The 17,276-nt window shown below is 65.1% G+C and carries 18 protein-coding genes and 1 tRNA gene; 8 read left to right on the top strand and 11 right to left on the bottom strand.

Translation table 11 applies throughout. The features are described from left to right. Positions 1–39: 39 nt before the first annotated feature. Positions 40–1,035: a thioredoxin gene (trxA, locus tag P9228_RS01215; RefSeq protein ID WP_278051893.1), complete on the bottom strand. Its 996-nt coding sequence runs from the start codon at positions 1,033–1,035 to the stop codon at positions 40–42. Positions 1,036–1,120: 85 nt separating this feature from the next. Beyond that, on the bottom strand, positions 1,121–1,618 hold the full coding sequence (locus P9228_RS01220; RefSeq protein WP_095799582.1) for a prolyl-tRNA synthetase associated domain-containing protein: 498 nt from the start codon (positions 1,616–1,618) through the stop codon (positions 1,121–1,123). A 208-nt stretch (positions 1,619–1,826) separates the two neighbouring features. Between P9228_RS01220 and P9228_RS01225 the strand changes: the two genes are divergently transcribed. After that, a tRNA-Gly gene (locus tag P9228_RS01225) sits at positions 1,827–1,901 on the top strand. Positions 1,902–1,968: 67 nt separating this feature from the next. Here the strand turns inward: P9228_RS01225 and P9228_RS01230 are convergent. Together P9228_RS01230 and P9228_RS01235 are read right to left on the bottom strand one after the other, a co-directional pair. Beyond that, positions 1,969–2,262 (bottom strand): hypothetical protein, encoded by a 294-nt coding sequence (locus P9228_RS01230; RefSeq protein WP_095825137.1) that lies wholly within the window; start codon positions 2,260–2,262, stop codon positions 1,969–1,971. Between the two features lie 228 nt (positions 2,263–2,490). Continuing rightward, complete coding sequence (locus P9228_RS01235; RefSeq protein ID WP_066991897.1) at positions 2,491–2,931, bottom strand: Lrp/AsnC family transcriptional regulator; 441 nt, start codon at positions 2,929–2,931, stop codon at positions 2,491–2,493. A 132-nt stretch (positions 2,932–3,063) separates the two neighbouring features. Here P9228_RS01235 and rocF point away from each other — a divergent pair, with 132 nt between their 5' ends. Then, positions 3,064–3,996, top strand: a complete 933-nt coding sequence (gene rocF / locus P9228_RS01240) for an arginase (protein WP_095825136.1) — start codon at positions 3,064–3,066, stop codon at positions 3,994–3,996. A 2-nt stretch (positions 3,997–3,998) separates the two neighbouring features. Continuing rightward, positions 3,999–5,057, top strand: a complete 1,059-nt coding sequence (locus P9228_RS01245) for an ornithine cyclodeaminase (RefSeq protein ID WP_278051895.1) — start codon at positions 3,999–4,001, stop codon at positions 5,055–5,057. A gap of 169 nt (positions 5,058–5,226) precedes the next feature. On the opposite strand, the gene P9228_RS01250 is transcribed toward P9228_RS01245, so the two are convergent. The 5 genes from P9228_RS01250 to P9228_RS01270 form a co-directional block, all read right to left on the bottom strand. Next, complete coding sequence (locus P9228_RS01250) at positions 5,227–6,228, bottom strand: substrate-binding domain-containing protein (RefSeq protein ID WP_095825134.1); 1,002 nt, start codon at positions 6,226–6,228, stop codon at positions 5,227–5,229. Between the two features lie 16 nt (positions 6,229–6,244). Then, entirely contained in the window at positions 6,245–7,261 is a 1,017-nt protein-coding gene (locus tag P9228_RS01255) for an ABC transporter permease (RefSeq protein ID WP_095825133.1), read from the bottom strand. Next, positions 7,258–8,760 (bottom strand): sugar ABC transporter ATP-binding protein, encoded by a 1,503-nt coding sequence (locus P9228_RS01260; protein WP_127214487.1) that lies wholly within the window; start codon positions 8,758–8,760, stop codon positions 7,258–7,260. Before P9228_RS01260 ends, P9228_RS01255 begins: the two co-directional genes overlap by 4 nt. A gap of 105 nt (positions 8,761–8,865) precedes the next feature. Beyond that, the gene (locus P9228_RS01265) at positions 8,866–9,837 is read right to left on the bottom strand and encodes a sugar ABC transporter substrate-binding protein (protein ID WP_095776731.1); all 972 of its coding nucleotides are present in this window, start codon (positions 9,835–9,837) and stop codon (positions 8,866–8,868) included. 145 nt (positions 9,838–9,982) lie between these two features. Then, on the bottom strand, positions 9,983–11,074 hold the full coding sequence (locus P9228_RS01270) for a helix-turn-helix domain-containing protein (protein ID WP_278051901.1): 1,092 nt from the start codon (positions 11,072–11,074) through the stop codon (positions 9,983–9,985). A gap of 192 nt (positions 11,075–11,266) precedes the next feature. Between P9228_RS01270 and P9228_RS01275 the strand changes: the two genes are divergently transcribed. From P9228_RS01275 to P9228_RS01285, 3 genes are all read left to right on the top strand, one after another. Further along, on the top strand, positions 11,267–12,343 hold the full coding sequence (locus tag P9228_RS01275) for a class I SAM-dependent methyltransferase (protein WP_095825130.1): 1,077 nt from the start codon (positions 11,267–11,269) through the stop codon (positions 12,341–12,343). A 112-nt stretch (positions 12,344–12,455) separates the two neighbouring features. Then, positions 12,456–12,899, top strand: coding sequence for a carboxymuconolactone decarboxylase family protein (locus P9228_RS01280; protein ID WP_127214463.1), 444 nt, complete (start codon positions 12,456–12,458; stop codon positions 12,897–12,899). 70 nt (positions 12,900–12,969) lie between these two features. Further along, positions 12,970–13,203, top strand: coding sequence for a hypothetical protein (locus tag P9228_RS01285; protein ID WP_164746687.1), 234 nt, complete (start codon positions 12,970–12,972; stop codon positions 13,201–13,203). Positions 13,204–13,303: 100 nt separating this feature from the next. On the opposite strand, the gene P9228_RS01290 is transcribed toward P9228_RS01285, so the two are convergent. Next, positions 13,304–14,323 carry an LLM class flavin-dependent oxidoreductase gene (locus P9228_RS01290; protein WP_095825128.1) on the bottom strand — a complete coding sequence of 340 codons (1,020 nt, stop codon included), beginning with the start codon at positions 14,321–14,323 and terminating at the stop codon, positions 13,304–13,306. Positions 14,324–14,490: 167 nt separating this feature from the next. Next, positions 14,491–15,984 (bottom strand): aldehyde dehydrogenase family protein, encoded by a 1,494-nt coding sequence (locus P9228_RS01295; protein WP_127324328.1) that lies wholly within the window; start codon positions 15,982–15,984, stop codon positions 14,491–14,493. Positions 15,985–16,188: 204 nt separating this feature from the next. Here P9228_RS01295 and P9228_RS01300 point away from each other — a divergent pair, with 204 nt between their 5' ends. Next, positions 16,189–16,950, top strand: coding sequence for a COG4280 domain-containing protein (locus P9228_RS01300; RefSeq protein WP_278051914.1), 762 nt, complete (start codon positions 16,189–16,191; stop codon positions 16,948–16,950). An 89-nt stretch (positions 16,951–17,039) separates the two neighbouring features. Beyond that, positions 17,040–17,258 (top strand): hypothetical protein, encoded by a 219-nt coding sequence (locus P9228_RS01305; protein WP_066991559.1) that lies wholly within the window; start codon positions 17,040–17,042, stop codon positions 17,256–17,258. The last annotated feature ends 18 nt before the right edge of the window (positions 17,259–17,276 follow it).

The raw sequence follows: 17,276 nt of genomic DNA on the forward strand, positions 1-17,276 counted from the left end.
TCCTGGCAAAAGGGGCCAGCAGCAAAGCCGGCAAAACGCTCAGGAGAACAACAGCGACGACAGCTTGCGCCGCGCCGACAGCGTCGCCTCGTCGGTCATCCCCCATGCCTCGAAGAACTTCAAGAGCTGCGCACGCGCGCCATCGTCGTTCCACGTCCGGTCGGCCCTGACGATCGCCAGCAGGTTGTCGGCGGCCTGCATCCGCTCGCCGCGCGCATTCTGCACCATCGCCAGGTCGAACCGCGCCTGGTGATCGTTTGGATTGGCGGCGAGCCGGCGTTCGAACTCGGCCGGATTGCCGAGCGCGGCGGCTTCCGCCGCGAGCGTCATCTTGGCGCGCAGAGCGGCAAGCGCCGGCGCATCCTTCTTGCCCTCCGGCGCCTTGGCAAGCACCGCCTCGGCGCCTTGGCTGTCGCCGGCCTCGAAAAGGATCTCGCCGAGCCCGGCGATGGCCTCGATGGTTTCGGGCGACTGCTCGAGGATCGCATCATAGATGTCGGCCGCAGTCTGGGTGTCGCCCGCCTCGCGCGCCTCGGCGGCCGCGGCCAGCGCTTCGGTGATCTGCGGCGCGCCGCCGCCGCCCTTGCCGCCGACCTTCTGGATGAACTGCGTGATCTGGCTTTCCGGAATGGCGCCCATGAAGCCGTCGACCGGCTGGCCGTCCTTGAAGGCGATGACCGCGGGAATCGACTGGATGCCGAGCTGGCCGGCGACCGAGGGATGGTCGTCGATGTTCATCTTGACCAGCCTGACCTTGCCGCCGGCAGCCTTGACCGCCTTTTCGAGCTGCGGCGTCAGCTGCTTGCACGGGCCGCACCAGGGCGCCCAGAAGTCGACCAGCACCGGCTGGCGGCGCGATTCCTGGATGACGTCGGCCGCGAACGTCGCGGTCGTCGTGTCCTTGACGACATCCGTGGCCGCAGGCGCCTCGCCGAGCGAGACCTTGCCGCGGTCCGCCCCGCCATATTGCACGGATTGGGCGTACTGGCCGGCATTGCCGCCAAATGAGCCGCTGAACGGATTGTTGTCACTCATGTCGTCGCCCTTTCGGTCGCGTCGTCGCCGGCTTCGGGGTGCGGCGCGTTATTATCGGATTTCGGTTTCGCCATCCATGTGGCGATCAGCCCGAGACTTTCAAGATAACAGGATCGTGGCCCGTTGCCTCGACGAATTTGACGAGATCGGCAGCGGCGATGGCCGTCGTCGCCTCATTGGTCAGCGGATGGCCGTTGATGACGTCGTGGCTCATCAATTCCTGGTCCAGAACCACCTTGATTCGCCCGGCCGTGTCGTTGATCAGGCCGAAGATGGTAACCGCGCCGGGAATGACGCCGAGCAGCTCCATCAGCATTTCCGGCTTGCCGAAGGAGACGCGGCTGGCGGCGCCGATCAGATGGTGGATTTGCTTGAGGTCCACCACGGCCTCCTCGCCGACGGTGACGAGAAAGTAATTGTCCTTCTTGTCCTTGAGGAAGAGGTTCTTGGTGTGGCCGCCCGGGATCTCTCCGCGCAGCGCCTGCGAATCGGCGACCGTGAACAAGGGCGGGTGGCGCACCGTCGAGACGGAAATGCCGAGATCGGCAAGAAAGGCGTTAAGCTCGGCTTCGGTCTTCGGCATCGGTCCTCGCATCATCGGGAAAGCTTGTGCCGTTTACGGCCAACGATGCCCTTGGGGCAAGATCGCCCGGCTGGGCCAACGCAATCCGCCGGCTCGAAACCAACCTTCCCTATAGGAAGAGCTAGCTCCAAAAAGACCGTCATTTCCCTGTTGCAATCGCCGCGCTCTTCGGCCATATAGGCGCGGCTTGCGGCCCAAGGCCGCGCGAGCGGGTGTAGCTCAGGGGTAGAGCACAACCTTGCCAAGGTTGGGGTCGGGCGTTCGAATCGCCTCACCCGCTCCAGTTTCCTTCAGGGAATCAAGCAAACGAAAAGCCGCGGTTCGCCGCGGCTTTTTCGCGTTTGTAGCCTTCAGAACAAGATTCCGTTGCGCGCCGTCCCCCATACTGTGGCGACGCAGTGAACGATCCCGATCGGCAGCGCCAGCAACGGCTTGGAGCGGATCAGAAGGATATAGATCGTGAATTGGGCGCATGCCGCGAGCAGCCCAGGCAAAGCGCCAGCGCCCGCCATCATCAGCAGCATCATCCAGGGGACCACGACGAAACCGGGAACGTTCGTTCCGTGCCCTGCGCCCATCGTGAAAAGCGCGATGAGGAACCCGACAAGGCCCAGGCCGACGCCGGCCGCGATTGTCTTCAGCATGACGCTGCTCTCCGCGATCTGTGGCTCGGCCCATGCTGGCCGGGCAAAATAGAGGAACGTCGCGACGGAAAGGAAGCGCCCTGCCGCCCACTCCTGACGGTTTGGCGCCTTTGCTGGAACAATTCCAGGAAAGTCCCTAACGGCTCTTCCTCCTCGCCGAAGCCTTCAGTCCGGAATTGCGCAAAAAAGGAAGTCGAGCGGTTCGGCGTTTCCATAAAACGAACCGCTCTACCCAAGCCTCGCCCTCGTCGTCCTCGGCGTCGCCAACAGCAGGCTCGTCTCGCTGCCGGTGATCCCGGGGATCAGCCGGATGCGACGCAGCACGGCGTCGAAGTCCGTGAGTGAGGCGGTGCCGAGTTCGACCACCAGGTCCCAGCGGCCGTTGGTGGTGTGGATGGTCGACACCTCGGGAAAGCCGCCGAGCGCCCTGATCACGCGGTCCGCGGCATGGCCCTCGATCTCGATCATCATCACGCCGCGTATCCTCTGGTCAACCGCGTCGGCGCGCAGCACCACCGTGTAGCCGATGATCTCGCCGGACTTTTCCAGCCGCTCCATCCGCGCCCTGACCGTCGCGCGAGAGACGCCGAGATCGAGCGCAAGATCGGAGACGCTGCGCCGCGCATCGTGCCTCAGAAGCGTCACCAGTCTCTCGTCGAGCGCGTCCATTTTGACCATTTCGAGCAGCCGATATGCCCACTATGATAAATCGACCTTTTCGAAATGCCAATTTACCTTGTTCAAACCGCCAGGCAGCGGTGGTTCACTTCGGCAAATCAAACGCAAAAGCGGAAAGAAGTGATGCGCTGCAGGATCGTCGGCGCGCCGGTGCAGGACGGCGCGGGCCGGATGGGATGCGAGATGGGGCCGAGCGCGCTGCGCACCGCAGGGCTTGTCTCGGTGCTGTCGGAGCTTGGCCATGAGGTCGAGGACTGGGGGGCGGTTGAGAAGGCGGCGGCGCGCCCTGTCGCTCATGGCAATCTCGCCCTGAAGGCGCTGCCCGAAATCTCCGCCTGGACGGCGGCGATTTCCGAGACCGCCTACGCCGCGTCGAAGGATGCCATGCCGATCTTCCTCGGCGGCGACCACTCGATCTCCGCCGGCACGGTCTCCGGCGTGGCGCGCCGCGCCGCCGACCGCGGCCGGCCGCTCTTCGTGCTGTGGCTCGACGCCCACCCGGATTTCCACACGCTCGACACCACCACCAGCGGCAATCTGCACGGCGTGCCGCTCGCCTATGCCAGCGGCCGTCCCGGCTTCAACGGCTATTTCCCCGACCTGCCCGCCGCAGTCGACCCGGCCCGCGTCTGCACCATGGGCCTGCGCAGCGTCGATTCTGCCGAGCGCCGCGCGCTGAAGGAAGCGGGTGTGACCGTGCACGACATGCGCGCCATCGACGAGCACGGCATCGCCCCGCTGCTGCGCGCTTTCCTGGCCAGGATCGAAGAGGCAAACGGGCTGCTGCATGTCAGCCTCGACGTCGACTTCCTCGACCCCTCGATCGCGCCGGCCGTCGGCACCACGGTTCCCGGCGGCGCCACCTTCCGCGAGGCGCATCTGGTGATGGAGATGCTCTCCGACAGCGGCCTGGTCTCCAGCCTCGACCTGGTCGAACTGAACCCGTTCCTCGACGAACGCGGCCGTACCGCGACCCTGATGGTCGACCTTACCGCCAGCCTGATGGGCCGCCGCATCATGGACCGCCCGACCCGCAGCCATTCCGGAAGCCTCTGATCATGACCCAGCCGTCCCGCCTTGCCATCGTCCCCTTCGTCAGCGTCGACCGCATGATGAAGCTTGTGCTCGCCATCGGCCTCGAGCGCTTCCTCACCGAGCTTGCCGGCTATATCGAGGAGGATTTCCGCCGCTGGGAGCTGTTCGACAAGACGCCGCGCGTCGCCTCGCACAGCCATGACGGCGTCATCGAGCTGATGCCGACCAGCGACGGCCGCCTCTACGGCTTCAAATATGTCAACGGCCACCCGAAGAACATGCGCGAAGGCCGCCAGACCGTCACCGCCTTCGGCGTGCTCGCCGATGTCGGCTCCGGCTATCCGATGCTCTTGACCGAGATGACGATCCTGACGGCGCTGCGCACCGCCGCGACCTCGGCGGTTGCCGCCAAATATCTGGCACCGAAAGGGTCGCGCGCCATGGCCATCATCGGCAACGGCGCCCAGTCCGAGTTCCAGGCCGTCGCGTTCAAGGCGCTGCTCGGCATCGACCGGCTGCGGCTCTACGACATCGACCGCTCTGCTTCCGAAAAATGCGCCCGCAACCTCGCCGGCAAGGGCTTCGACATCACCATCTGTTCGACCGGGCAGGACGCGGTGGAAGGCGTCGACATCATCACCACGGTGACCGCCGACAAGCAGTACGCCACCATCCTCACCGACAACATGGTCGGCTCCGGCGTCCACATCAACGCCGTCGGCGGCGACTGTCCCGGCAAGACCGAGCTGCACCGCGATATCCTGTTGCGCTCCGACATTTTCGTCGAGTTTCCGCCGCAGACGCGCATCGAGGGCGAGATCCAGCAGCTTGAGGCCGATCATCCGGTGACCGAGCTGTGGCAGGTCATGACCGGCCAGGCCGAGGGCCGCAAGGCGAAGGAGCAGATCACGCTGTTCGATTCCGTCGGCTTCGCCACGGAGGATTTTTCCGCGCTGCGCTATGTCCGCGACCAGCTCCAGGCGACCGGCCTCTACGAGGAGCTCGACCTGCTCGCCGACCCCGACCAGCCGCGCGACCTGTTCGGCATGCTGCTCAGGGCCGCCATGCAGCCGGCGGCGTGAGGGAATGAGCGCGTGATCTCCCCCTTGCGGGGGAGATGGCCGGCAGGCCAGAGGGGGTCGCCTCGCGTGGAGCGCCAACCTCCATCTGCCGCAGCAGGCCGACTCCAGTCGGACCGACCCCCTCTGTCGCCTTCGGCGACATCTCCCCCTCAAGAGGGGAGATTACACGCTACTTCTGCAAAGCCGCGCAGCTTTCCCTCTCCACCAGCACTGGCGCCAGCACCTCGCGGCGCGACGGCGCCTCCGGCTCGCCGACGCGCTCGAGCAGCAGGCTCACCGCCCGCGTTCCGATCTTTTCGACCGGCTGCGCGATCGTCGTTAGCGGCGGCCATGTGGTGACCGCATAGGGGATGTCGTCGAAACCGATCAGCGACATGTCGTCGGGCACCCGCAAGCCGCGCGTGCGCAGCGCGGTGATGGCGCCCATGGCCATCAAATCGTTGCAGGCGAACACCGCCGTGATCTCCGGCGCCTGCGCCATCAGCCGCTCCATCGCCAGGCGTCCGCCGGCGAAATGATAGTCGGAATCGACCACCCACGAGGCAGGCAGGTCGATACCTGCCTCCGCGAGTGCCCGGGTAAAACCGCGCAGGCGGGCCGGGCTGGAGCTCGAATCGCGCGGACCGCCGATGACGCCGATTTTGCTGTGGCCGAGCCCGACCAGATGGCGCCCGGCGAGATAGCCGCCGTGATCGTGGTCGACCAGCACGGAATCGACATGGACAGAATGGATCTCGCGGTCGAGCAGCACCGCCGGCAGGGCGGCGGACAGGTGCGAGAACACCCGCGCATGGTCGGACGAACCGGCGAAGATCAGCCCGTCGATCTGCTTTGCCATCAACACCGACAGATAGCGCTCTTCCTTCTCGGCGCTGCCATCCGAGTTGCACAGGATCACCGTATAGCCGGCCACGAAGCCGGCATCCTCGATCTGGCGCGCCACGCTGGCGAAGAACGGGTTGGAATTGTCCGGGAGCAGCAGGCCGATGGTCTTGGTCTCACCGCGCCTCAGGCTCCGCGCCAGCGAGTTCGGGCTGTAGCGCAGGGCGGTGATCGCCGCGCGCACGCGCTCGGCCGTCTCGGGCTCGACATGACGCGTGCGGTTCATCACATGCGAGACCGTTGCGACGGACACCCCCGCATAGCGCGCGACATCGGCAATTGTGGTCATGGTTCCCTCTGACCCTCTAGCGGATCCTCCGCAACAGCCTCTCCCGATAAGCGTCTAGGATGACGGCGAGCACGATGACAAGGCCAATCACGATCGGTTTGAAATTGTCGCCGACGCCGAGCAACTGCAGCCCGGTGCTGAGCACCTGCAGGATGCAGGCGCCGACCAGCGTGCCGATGATCGAGCCCTTGCCGCCGCTGAGGCTGGTGCCGCCGATGATGACGGCGGCGATTGCATTGAGCTCGTAGCCGACGCCTGCGATCGGGCTGCCGATGTTCAAGCGCAGCAGATAGACCATGGCCGCGATGCCGGCCGTCAGGCCGCTGATGGTGAAGGCCGCGACCTTGTAGAAATCCGGATTGTGGCCGGAGAGGCGCACCGCCTCGTCATTGGTGCCGACGGCGAAGATCATGCGGCCGAACACGGTGAAGCGCAGCACGAACCAGCCGGCCGCGATCACCAGCACCGCGACCAGGAAGATCGACGGCAGGAAGCCGCCGATGATCAGATTGCCGAAATCGACGAAACTCTGCGGCAGGCCGGTGATGGTCGAATTGTCGCTGACCACGCGAGCGGCGCCCGCCGCCATGTTGAGCATGCCGAGCGTGACGATGAAGGAAGGGATCTTCCAGCGCGTCGAGATCCAGCCGTTGAGGAAGCCGCAGGCAGCACCGGTCGCCATGCAGGCGAGCAGCGCCAAAGTGATCGCGACGGCCGGCGACAGGCTTTCGTCAATCATGACGGTGGCGCCGACCACGGTGCAGAGCGCCAGCACCGAGCCGACCGAAAGGTCGATGCCGCCGGTGAGAATGACGAAGGTCATGCCGGCGGCGAGCACGGTGTTTATGGCGATCTGCACGAAGATCTTCAGCGCGTTGCCGGGCGTGGCGAAGTAAGGCGCTGTGAGCGAGAAGAACAGCGTGATCAGCACCAGCGCCAGAAGCACGCCGGCGTCGCGGATCAGGACGCGCAGGAACTTCGCCTTGCCGGGAGAAACAGGCGCCGACACGAGGGTTTCGGACGTCTCGCTCATGGTCGCACATACTCCTGGTAGGCGAGCGACAGGATGCGCTCCTGGTCGAATTCGGCTCGCGGCACCTCGCCGACGATTTTGTTCTTGGAAAAGACGATGATGCGGTGGCACATGCCCATCAGCTCCGGCAGGTCGGAAGACACCATGATGATGCCTTTTTGAGCCGCCGCCAGCATCCACAGAAGCTGGTAGATCTCGCGCCGCGCGCCGATGTCGACGCCGCGCGTCGGCTCGTCGAGGATCAGCGTCGAGGTGCCGCGGAACAGCCACTTGGCCAGTACCACCTTCTGCTGGTTGCCGCCCGAGAGGTTGCGCACCGCCTGCTCGATCGAGCTTGCCTTGACGCGCAGCTGGCCGATGAGATCGTTCGCTGCCGCAGCTTCGGCCCGGCGGTTGACCAGCCCGTGGCGCGACACCTTGCCGAGATCGGTGATGGTGATGTTCTTGTCCACGGCCAGATCGAGCAGCAGGCCCTGGCCTTTGCGATCCTCGGTAAGCAGGCTGAGCCCATGCCGCACGGCATCCTTGGGCGCCGTGATCGCCACCGGCTTGCCGTCGATCTCGACGACGCCGTCGAGCCTCGGATCGGCGCCGAACAGGGCCCGCATGGCTTCGGTCCGGCCGCTGCCGACCAGACCGGCCACGCCCAAGATCTCGCCGTGGCGGACGTTGAAGGAAATTTCGGGCGTCACGGCGCTGCGCTTCAGATTGGTGACGCTGAGCGCGACCTTGCCCGGCACGATCGAGGCGTCGAAGCCGAATTCGTCGGCGATGTCGCGGCCGATCATCATGCGCACGACATCCGGCACGCTGAGGCCGTGGAGGTCGCGGGTCGCGACCAGCCTGCCGTTGCGCAAGATTGTCACCCGGTCGCCGATCTCGAACACTTCGTGCAGCCGGTGCGAGATGTAGATGATGGTGACGCCCCTGGCCTTCAGCCGCTTAATGATAGCGAACAGCCGCCCGATCTCCGGCGGCGTCAGCGTCGCCGTCGGCTCGTCGAGCACCAGCAGCTTGCTGTCGTAGCTCAGCGCCTTGGCGATCTCGACCAGCTGCATCTGCGCGACGCCAAGCGCTTCGACCCGCGTCCTCGGATCGACATCGAGCCCGACTTCCTTGAGCAGCGCGACGGCGCGCCGGTTTAGCGCCTTGCGGTCGACGATGCCGAAGGCGCGGCGCGGCAGGTTTTCCAGCATCAGGTTCTCGGCGATGCTGAGATAGGGCAGTAGGTTCAGCTCCTGGTGCACGATGCGGATGCCGCTTAGCTGCGCGTCATGCGGCGTCTTCGGCTGATAGGGCTGGCCGTTGAAGGCGATCGTCCCGCTGTCCGGCTGGTAAATGCCGGCCAAGAGCTTGATCAGCGTCGATTTGCCGGCGCCGTTCTCGCCGAGGACGATATGCGTCTCGCCGCGCGCGATCGACAGCGAGACGTCGCTCAGCGCGACCACGCCGGGAAAGATTTTTCCTACCCCTTCAAGGGAAAGAACCACATCGTCCATGCAGCAATCCTGAATGGCGCTCATCGCCGCCGGCTGCTTGCCGGCGGCGATGATGAGACAAGCGAATGGATGGCGCCAGAGGGAGTCCCGGCGCCTGTGCTCGCCTCAGGCGGTGATCAGCTTGACGTCGGTCTTGACCCAGCCCGAGAACTTCTCGCCGGCAAGCTCGCGCAGGCCGTAGTCGATGCCCATGGCCGCCATCTGCGCGCCATACTGCTCGACCGTGGCGAGCATCTTGCCTTCCTTGAGCAGCGGGCCGACGGCCGGAATGTTGTCGAAGCCGACCACCTTGATCTGACCCGACTTGCCGGCCGCGTCGATCGCCTTGACCACGCCGAGCGCCATCGAGTCGTTTGCCGCCATCACGCCCTGGATGTCCGGGTGCTGGGTGAGGAAGTTGGTCATCAGCGTGTTGGCTTCCTCGGTCTCCCAATGCGCGGTCTTCGAATCGAGCAGGTCGAGGCCGTGCTCCTTCACCGAATCGTCGAAGCCGAGCTTGCGCTGCTTGGCGTTGTCGGCTTCCGGATTGCCTTCGAGGATGACGACCTTGCCGCCCTTGCCCAGCGCCTTGCCGAGCGCGTCGCCGGCGAGCTTGGCGCCGGCGCGGTTGTCCGGCCCGAAGAAGGCAAGGTCGATGCCGGCCTTCTTCTTGGCCTCATCGTCGAGCGCGACGTCGATGTTGATGACCTTGATGCCGGCCTTCAGCGCCTTGGCGATCGGCGTGACCATCGCCTTCGAATCGGCCGGCGCCACGACGATGATGTTGTAGTTCTGGGTGATGAAGTTCTCGATCGCATCGACTTGCGCGGCGAAATCGCGCTCGTCCTTCATGCCGACGGCGGCGAAATCGAACTTGTCCTTGTTCTTGGCCGCATAGTCCTCCGCGCCGGCCTGCATCTGCTTGAAGAACTCGTTGGCCAAAGACTTCATGACCAAGCCTACCTTCGGCTTGTCGGCCGCAAACGCCGGACCGAACGGCAGCGCAAGCGCGCCGGCCGCCAGCGCGCTTGTCTTGAGGAACCGACGACGCGAGAACGATCCCAGGTCGAGCCCGCGGGTATTTGAAACCTTGCTCATACTTTCCTCCTCCTGAATGGGCGTAATCGGTTACGTAACCGATTACGCAAAAAACTACTGCTTGTCTTCGTCGGATGTCAACACGCTCGCGGAGGAAGCGTACCCCGAGCGGCCTGCCGGGCGGATATCGCAGCGTCGGCCCGGCTTAGGTCTGCCGCTGGCTATTTCCCAGCCGGAGTTCGACGCTCTCGTCGGGCAAATGCCTTTGCGCATAGGCGGGGATCTTGAACCGCTTGCGGTATGCGCCGGGCGCCAGCCCCGTCACACGTTTGAACAAGCGACGGAAGAACGCAGCCTCTTCGTACCCGACCTGCCAGCTGACGTCGTCGATTGACGCGTCGGTGCGCTCCAGTCGGCGCTTGGCGTCCTCGATCCTCAAGCGCTGTACATAGGCGATCGGGCTCAGGCCGGTCGCGCTCGTGAACCGGCGTTTGAAGGTGCGCTCCGTGAGCTGGGCGCAGCGGATCATCTCTTCTATGGGATTGGCGACCGAAAATCGGGTGGCGATCAAGTCCTGCGCCGCCTGAACGGCAAGATCGCCATGATCCTTGCGACCCTCAAAGATGATGTAGGGCGCAAGACCGTCCTGATGCCACTGCAGCGCGAATGAGCGCGCCACAGCCTGGGCTGCGGTCGCGCCGGCGTGTCGGGCGATCAGGTACAACACCAGATCATGCCAGGTCATGGAAGCACCCGAGGAGATGAGCTCCTCTCGCTTGCCCGACACCACCAGCACACGATCCGGGTGGATAGGCACTTGTGGAAACGTCCGGCCGAAGTCGCCGGCGTAGCCATAATGCACGGTCGCGTCCACGCCATCGAACAGACCGGTTTCGGCAAGCAGGAAGATGCCTGAGCACGCCGAGCATAAGAGCGCGCCGCGGCCATGCATGGCGCGGAACCACTCGATCAGTTCCGGATGCAGGTCCTTTCGCCAGCCGTTCGGCCCAAGCAGGATCGAAGGAACAATGACGATGTCGGTCATATCCACTTCCGCCACGCTTCGCTGAACCATGACCGGCACGCGGCTGGCCAGTTCCAGAGCGCCCGTTTCGAGGCCGACGATCTCAATCTCGAAGGGCGGAGCCTGGCGCGGCTCACTGCCCGGCAGCGGCATTATTTTGAAGGCATTCATCACGTCGAAGATGCCCGACAACGTGGACACCACGGCCTCTGGAATCGCCACCAGACTCACGTGAAGCGGCTCGGATGCGGCAGTGGTGAAGTGACGATGCATGTCGGCTAATCCATGTCGCAGGTGCCGCAACCATAGCGCCCGGCGCGCGCGGCCGCCAGTTTCTCTCCTGACGACGGGCCAGTGGCACAAATGGCCCGATTCTGGAGAGTCGCGCTCTCCCGTTTCTTCCCTGTTCCTGCGATTCAGCCGCTGCCTCGGGATTGCCCGAGCGCTTGGACAGGAGACTTGGACATGGAGCATACCCACAACCATAAGATCGATCCGGCAAAACTCGATGCGCTCGTCGCGCGAGCGATCGGTGATATTTCGGCCGGCTACGGCGGAGTCATGATCAGCCTCGGCCACCGTCTCGGTCTTTACAAGGCCATGGCGGGCCTCGGACCCCTCAGTGCCCGCGCGCTCGCGGGGCGGGCCGGCTGTGCCGAACGTTACGTACGCGAATGGCTCAATTCCCAAGTGGCGGGCGGCTATATCGTCTACCACCCGGTCAGCGACACCTACGAGTTGACACCCGAACAGGAAGTCGTGCTCGCCGACGAGGACAGCGCCGTCTTCATTCCCAACGCTTGGGCGGTGCCCGCTTCGATGTGGGCCGACGAAGAGAAGGCCGTAGAGGCTTTCCGCACCGGCAAGGGCATCGCCTGGGGAGATCATGACGGACGCCTGGCCTGCGGCGTGGCCGCCTTTTACCGGAACGGCTACAAGGCCAGTCTCGTGAGCGAATGGCTGCCATCCCTGGAGGGCGTCGTCGAGAAGCTCAGGACTGGTGCGCTTGTCGCCGACATCGGGTGCGGTCACGGCCATTCGACGGCGCTCATGGCAAAGGCCTTTCCGGCTTCCCGCTTCCATGGCTTCGACAATCACGAAGACTCGCTGGTGGAGGCCCGTCGCGGCGCCGCCAAGCAGAGCTTGGAAGGGCGCGTGGCGTTCGAAAAGGCGCGGGCCGACGACTACCCGGGCAGCGGCTACGATCTGATCTGCTTCTTTGATGCTCTGCATGACATGGGCGATCCTGTCGCCGCGGCAGTGCATGCATCAAAGGCGCTGGCGCCGGACGGGACGGTGATGCTGGTCGAGCCTTTCGCCAATGACCGGGTCGAGGACAACATCTCGCCGGTGGCGAGAATGTATTACGCGGCCTCCACCACCATCTGCTGCGCCCACGCTATTTCGGACGGCGGCCGCCTCGTGCTGGGCGCCCAGGCCGGCGAGGCACGGCTGGCGGAAGTGTTCCGCAAGGCCGGGTTCACCCGTTTCCGTCGTGCCTTCGAGACGCCGTTCAACTTGGTCCTCGAGGCCCGGCTCTGACCTTCGAAAGCTAACACCCGGCGGTCGCAGCGGACGACTTCCGGCCTCGCGGCGCAAAGGGGGCGCGGGGCGGGCGGCCATCCCTTCGATCTCAACAAACAGGAGACTGATCATGAAAAACATTCTCGCAGGCATAGGCTTCGCCATCGCTACCGTACTTGCCGCACCGCTCGCCGTTGCGCAGGAACTGCCGGCGGCCGAGCAGACCTACAAGGAAATCGAGGCGACGCTCGGCATCGTGCCGAGCCATATCAAGGCCTATCCAAAGTCGGCAGTCGCCGGCGCTTGGGCGATGTTCAAGGGTCTCGAGCTTCAACCCAAGAACAACGCTCTCGAACCGAAGGTAAAGTCGCTCATCAACGTCGCGGTGGCGGCGCAGATTCCGTGCCGTTACTGCATCTGGCTGGAAACCAAGATGGCCAAGGACCGCGGCGCCACCGACGAGGAGGTCGCCGAAGCCGTCGCCCATGCCGGCTACGTCCGGCACTGGAGCGCCGTGCTGAATGGCCTGCAGATCGACTTCGAAACCTTCAAGACCGAATTTGGCGGCGACTGACGGCAGGCGGTGCCCGGCGTTTCAACCGGGCACCGCCCCTTCCTGCATGCCCCACCACATGGGAACTCTCATGGAACTGCTCATCAACGCGGCGAACATTCTTTACGTGATTGCCTACTTCACGATGGACATGCTGCGCCTGCGAATGCTCACCCTGACGGCGGCAACCTGCCTGGCAGTATACTTCTACTGCCAGCCCGTCCCGATGTTGAACGTCGTGGCATGGAACGTCTTCTTCATCGGCCTGAACGTGGTCCACATCACCCGGATCGTGCGCGAGCGGTACACTGGCGCAGCGAGCTGATTGCCGGTGGCAGTGCCTCAAAGCATCGGGTGCGCCGATTCGATCATGGCCCCGAAATCGAGTTTGGTCTCGCCTCGCGGCCGTCGAATCGCTCGATTGATCACCGCCAGCCGAGTGCCGGCGCGACGTGCTTCAGGATCGCCTCGATGACATGGGCGTTGTAGTCGACGCCGAGCTGGTTGGGCACGGTGAGAAGCAGCGTGTCGGCCTCGGCGATCGCCTCGTCTTGCCTGAGCTGCTCAACCAGCAGATCCGGCTCGGCGGCGTAGGTACGGCCGAAAACGGCGCGCTTTTCCGGCTCGATATAGCCAAAATGATCCTCGCCCTCGCTGCCGCCGAAATAGGCGCGGTCCATGTCGTTGACCAAGGCGAAGATGCTGCGGCTCACCGACACGCGCGGCTCGCGCGCATGGCCGGCTTCCTTCCAGGCTGCGCGGAAGGCTCTTATCTGCTCAGCCTGCTGGATGTGCAGCGGCTGGCCGCCCTCGTCGAATTTCAGCGTCGAGCTCTGCAGGTTCATGCCGAGCTTGGCCGCCCATTCGGCGGTGGCGTTGGTGGCCGCGCCCCACCAGATGCGTTCGCGCAGGCCGGCCGAGAACGGCTCGAGCCTGAGCAGCCCAGGGGGATTGGGAAACATCGGCCGCGGATTGGGCTGGGCGAAGCCTTCGCCGCGCAACAGATCGAGGAGGATCTCGGCGTGGCGGCGCGCCATGTCGGCATCGGTCTTGCCCTCTTCCGGCACGTAGCCGAAATAGCGCCAGCCATCGATCACCTGCTCGGGCGAGCCGCGGCTGATACCGAGCTGCAGCCGGCCGCCGGCGATGAGGTCGGCCGCACCCGCATCTTCGGCCATGTAGAGCGGGTTCTCGTAGCGCATGTCGATGACGGCGGTGCCGAGCTCGATACGCTTGGTCTTCGCGCCGGCCGCGGCAAGCAGCGGAAACGGCGAGGCGAGCTGGCGGGCGAAATGGTGGACGCGGAAATAGGCGCCGTCGGCGCCGAGCTCCTCGGCCGCGACTGCAAGGTCGATCGACTGCAGCAACGCGTCGGCGCCCGAGCGCGTGCCCGATTGCGGGGCGGGCGACCAGTGCCCGAACGACAGAAATCCGATCTTCTTCATGCGCTCCGTTCCGCGTCGGGCGGCCCGCTGAACCGCTCGTGTTCTTGTGTTGCTCCAGCGCAATACCAGGAAAACGTGCGACGGCGTTCCGCCGCGGAATTGCGCAATGCAACGCAAATAGTTGAAGCCGTGCGGCTATTCAACGAAACGCGACCGGATACAGACCGTCAATCGATCCGGATCCAGACGCCCTTGGTGTTGAGATATTCGTCGAGATGCTCGGCGCCGCCCTCGCGGCCGTAACCGCTCATCTTGTAGCCTCCGAACGGCACGGCCGGGTCGATCGCGTGATAGGTGTTGACCCAGACCGAGCCGGCGCGCAGCCGGTTGGCGAGCTGGTGCGCCTTGCCGACATCCTTGGTGAACACGCCGGCGCCGAGACCGTAGGGCGTGTCGTTGCCGCGCCGCACCGCTTCGTCCAGCGTGTCGAAGGGCAGCGCCGAGATGATCGGCCCGAAGATTTCCTCGCGCGCGATGCGCATGCCGTCGGTGACGCCGGAAAACACGCCGGGCGTCATGAAATTGCCTGCGGCCAGCGCGCCCTTGGTGATGCGCTCACCACCTGTCACCAGCCGCGCGCCCTCGCGCGCGCCGTCCGCGATGAAGCCCGTCACGCGCTCGAGCTGTCTTGGCGAGATCAGCGGTCCGATCTCGGTCTCGGGGTCGGCGCCGTCGCCGATCCGCAGCTTTGCCGCGAAGGCCGCGACGCGTTCGACGAATTCGTCATAGATCGGCCGTTCGACGAAGAGCCGGGAGCCGGCGATGCAGACCTGGCCGGAATTCGCGAAGACCGACATGGCCGCCACCGGCACGGCGCGCTCGATGTCGGCATCGGCGAGCACGATCACCGGCGATTTGCCGCCTAGCTCCAGCGACACGCGCTTCATGTTGGCGGCCGAGGCGCGCAGAATCGCCTGGCCGGTGGCGGTCGAGCCGGTGAAGACCACCTTGTCGACATCCATATGCGCCGCGAGCGGCGCACCGGCTTCCGCGCCCGTGCCGGTCACGACGTTGACGACGCCCGGCGGCACGCCGGCCTCCTGCATCAGGTCGGCGATCAGAAGCGGCGTCAGCGGTGCCTCTTCCGACGGTTTCAGCACGATGGTGCAGCCGGTGGCCAGGGCTGGGCCGATCTTCCAGATCGAGGCGGCGGTGGGCGCATTCCACGGAATGATCGCGCCGACCACGCCGACCGGCTCCTTGCGCGTGTAGGAGACGATCTCGCCGGGCAGCGAATTGCCGATCGTCTGGCCGTGGATCGACGTCGCCATGCCGGCATAGAAGCGCAGCATGCCGAGCACGCGGTTGCGGTTGGCCAAAGTGCGGGTGATCGGCATGCCCATGTCGGTGGTGTCGGAAAGCGCCAACTCTTCCCAATGCCGTTCCATGAGATCGGCGATCTTCAACAGCAGCAGCTGGCGCTCATAGGGCTTGAGGCGGCTCCACGGTCCCTCGAAGGCGCGCCGCGCGGCGGCCACTGCCAGGTCGACGTCCTTGGAATCCGCAAGCGGCACGGTGCCCAGCACCGCGCCGGTGGCGGGGTTGCGCGTCTCGAAAGTCCGGCCGCTCACCGCATCGCGCCACTCACCGTCGATCATCATCTGCCGGTGCCGGCCGTCGATCGGCGTGCGCAGGGGAAGGTCTCTCACCGATAACGTCATCTGAAGCCGCTTCCTCTGATGAGCATGGCCTTATGCCACCGGCCTGCGCACGGGCGCAAGTTCGCCGCCGCGGTCGAGAATGTGCAGCCGGCGACGGCTGATTTGTCCATCCGCCATACTTTGTGCGTCATCGCCTGTTGAACAAGGCTGAACCGGCCCCGCCTTCCGAAAAGGGCGGCGAAACACGGACCTCGGTAGCCATTCATGCATGACCTGACGCCCGTTCTCTCCACCGTGGCCGCTTCGTTCCTGGCGTCCTTTGTCGAGGTGGTCGAAGCCTTCACCATCGTGCTGGCCGTCGGCGTGACGCGCGGCTGGCGGCCGGCGCTGACAGGCGCCGTCTCGGCGCTCGCCGTGCTGGCGGCGCTGGTGCTGGCTTTCGGACCGCTGCTGCAGCTGATCCCGATCACGCTCCTGCAATTCGTGGTCGGCGTGCTTCTTATCCTGTTCGGCATGCGCTGGCTGCGCAAGGCGATCCTGCGCAGCGCCGGGATCATCGCGCTCCGCGACGAAGAGGCAGCCTTTTCCAGGGAAACCGACGCGCTGACCCGCTACGCCAACGATCGTCGCGCCGGCTATCTGGCCGGCGTGGCGGCCTTCAAGGCGGTGCTGCTCGAAGGAGTCGAGGTGGTGTTCATCGTTATTGCGGTCGGGACCGCGCATGGCCAGACGCTCTATGCCGATCTCGGAGCGCTGGCCGCATTCGTGCTTGTGATGCTGATCGGCCTCGCCATGCACCGGCCGCTGGCGCGGGTGCCGGAAAATGCGCTCAAATTCGTGGTCGGCCTGATGCTGACCAGTTTCGGCGTGTTCTGGACAGGCGAAGGCCTCGGCGCCGAATGGCCGGGCGACGATTTTGCGCTGCTTGCCATCTTCGTCGTCATCGCCGCGGCATCCTTCGCCATGGTGCGCTGGCTGCGCAACGCCCACGTGGCTGCTGCCAAAGCAATTCCAGGAAAAGTGTGAAACGGTTTCCGTCCGGAATTGCGGTCAAAAAGAAACAGAGCGGCTTGCCGTTTCCGTGAAATGGTGAACCGCTCGAAGGGAATTGCCCGATGAAAATCGTCCGCCTCGTCCTGAAGGAGCTCGTCGGCATGTTCGTCGACGACGGCAGCCTTGCGCTTCTGGCACTGCTTCTGATCGCTTTGGTCGCCGGCGCCGTGAAGCTTCTGGCGCTGCCGCCGCTCCTCGGCGCTGTCCTGATCCTGATCGGCTGCCTGGCGATCCTTTTGGAAAGCACGAGGCGCGGCGCGCGCGGCGGAGGCAAAGGCTAAGCCGGCCTGATGGGTGGC

Source organism: Mesorhizobium sp. WSM4898 (genome assembly GCF_029625845.1).
GTDB lineage: Bacteria > Pseudomonadota > Alphaproteobacteria > Rhizobiales > Rhizobiaceae > Mesorhizobium.

Coding starts and splice junctions, on each gene's coding strand:
- P9228_RS01265 (WP_095776731.1), bottom strand. CDS start 9,837: ATGAGCAAGGTTTCAAATACCCGCGGGCTCGACCTGGGATCGTTCTCG.
- P9228_RS01295 (WP_127324328.1), bottom strand. CDS start 15,984: ATGACGTTATCGGTGAGAGACCTTCCCCTGCGCACGCCGATCGACGGC.
- P9228_RS01250 (WP_095825134.1), bottom strand. CDS start 6,228: ATGACCACAATTGCCGATGTCGCGCGCTATGCGGGGGTGTCCGTCGCA.
- P9228_RS01220 (WP_095799582.1), bottom strand. CDS start 1,618: ATGCCGAAGACCGAAGCCGAGCTTAACGCCTTTCTTGCCGATCTCGGC.
- P9228_RS01280 (WP_127214463.1), top strand. CDS start 12,456: ATGAAAAACATTCTCGCAGGCATAGGCTTCGCCATCGCTACCGTACTT.
- P9228_RS01270 (WP_278051901.1), bottom strand. CDS start 11,074: ATGCATCGTCACTTCACCACTGCCGCATCCGAGCCGCTTCACGTGAGT.
- P9228_RS01275 (WP_095825130.1), top strand. CDS start 11,267: ATGGAGCATACCCACAACCATAAGATCGATCCGGCAAAACTCGATGCG.
- trxA (WP_278051893.1), bottom strand. CDS start 1,035: ATGAGTGACAACAATCCGTTCAGCGGCTCATTTGGCGGCAATGCCGGC.
- P9228_RS01230 (WP_095825137.1), bottom strand. CDS start 2,262: ATGCTGAAGACAATCGCGGCCGGCGTCGGCCTGGGCCTTGTCGGGTTC.
- P9228_RS01235 (WP_066991897.1), bottom strand. CDS start 2,931: ATGGACGCGCTCGACGAGAGACTGGTGACGCTTCTGAGGCACGATGCG.
- P9228_RS01305 (WP_066991559.1), top strand. CDS start 17,040: ATGAAAATCGTCCGCCTCGTCCTGAAGGAGCTCGTCGGCATGTTCGTC.
- P9228_RS01290 (WP_095825128.1), bottom strand. CDS start 14,323: ATGAAGAAGATCGGATTTCTGTCGTTCGGGCACTGGTCGCCCGCCCCG.
- P9228_RS01245 (WP_278051895.1), top strand. CDS start 3,999: ATGACCCAGCCGTCCCGCCTTGCCATCGTCCCCTTCGTCAGCGTCGAC.
- P9228_RS01255 (WP_095825133.1), bottom strand. CDS start 7,261: ATGAGCGAGACGTCCGAAACCCTCGTGTCGGCGCCTGTTTCTCCCGGC.
- rocF (WP_095825136.1), top strand. CDS start 3,064: ATGCGCTGCAGGATCGTCGGCGCGCCGGTGCAGGACGGCGCGGGCCGG.
- P9228_RS01285 (WP_164746687.1), top strand. CDS start 12,970: ATGGAACTGCTCATCAACGCGGCGAACATTCTTTACGTGATTGCCTAC.
- P9228_RS01300 (WP_278051914.1), top strand. CDS start 16,189: ATGCATGACCTGACGCCCGTTCTCTCCACCGTGGCCGCTTCGTTCCTG.
- P9228_RS01260 (WP_127214487.1), bottom strand. CDS start 8,760: ATGGACGATGTGGTTCTTTCCCTTGAAGGGGTAGGAAAAATCTTTCCC.